The organism is Staphylococcus croceilyticus (assembly GCF_002902575.1).
Classification (GTDB): domain Bacteria; phylum Bacillota; class Bacilli; order Staphylococcales; family Staphylococcaceae; genus Staphylococcus; species Staphylococcus croceilyticus.
In genome coordinates this window covers 1-260 of sequence record NZ_PPRD01000132.1, presented here as the reverse complement: position 1 = coordinate 260, position 260 = coordinate 1, and the positions used below count along the sequence as shown (strand labels likewise).

Here is a 260-nt window from a genome sequence, read left to right as displayed (position 1 = left end):
TGATGTGCTTGCGCTTGCTGACTCTGAGTCACTTTCACTCGTTGATGTTGACTCACTGTCTGACGTGCTCGCGCTTGCTGAGTCTGAATCACTTTCACTCGTTGATGCTGACTCACTATCTGATGTGCTTGCACTTGCTGAGTCTGAATCACTTTCGCTTGTTGATGCTGAATCACTGTCTGATGTGCTTGCGCTTGCTGACTCTGAGTCACTTTCACTCGTTGATGTTGACTCACTGTCTGACGTGCTCGCGCTTGCTG

The 260-nt window shown here is 49.2% G+C and carries 1 protein-coding gene; it reads right to left on the bottom strand.

All coding sequences use genetic code 11. The features are described 5' to 3' along the window. On the bottom strand, positions 1–260 hold a 260-nt coding region (locus CD128_RS11950), incomplete at both ends, for a hypothetical protein (RefSeq protein WP_231917338.1).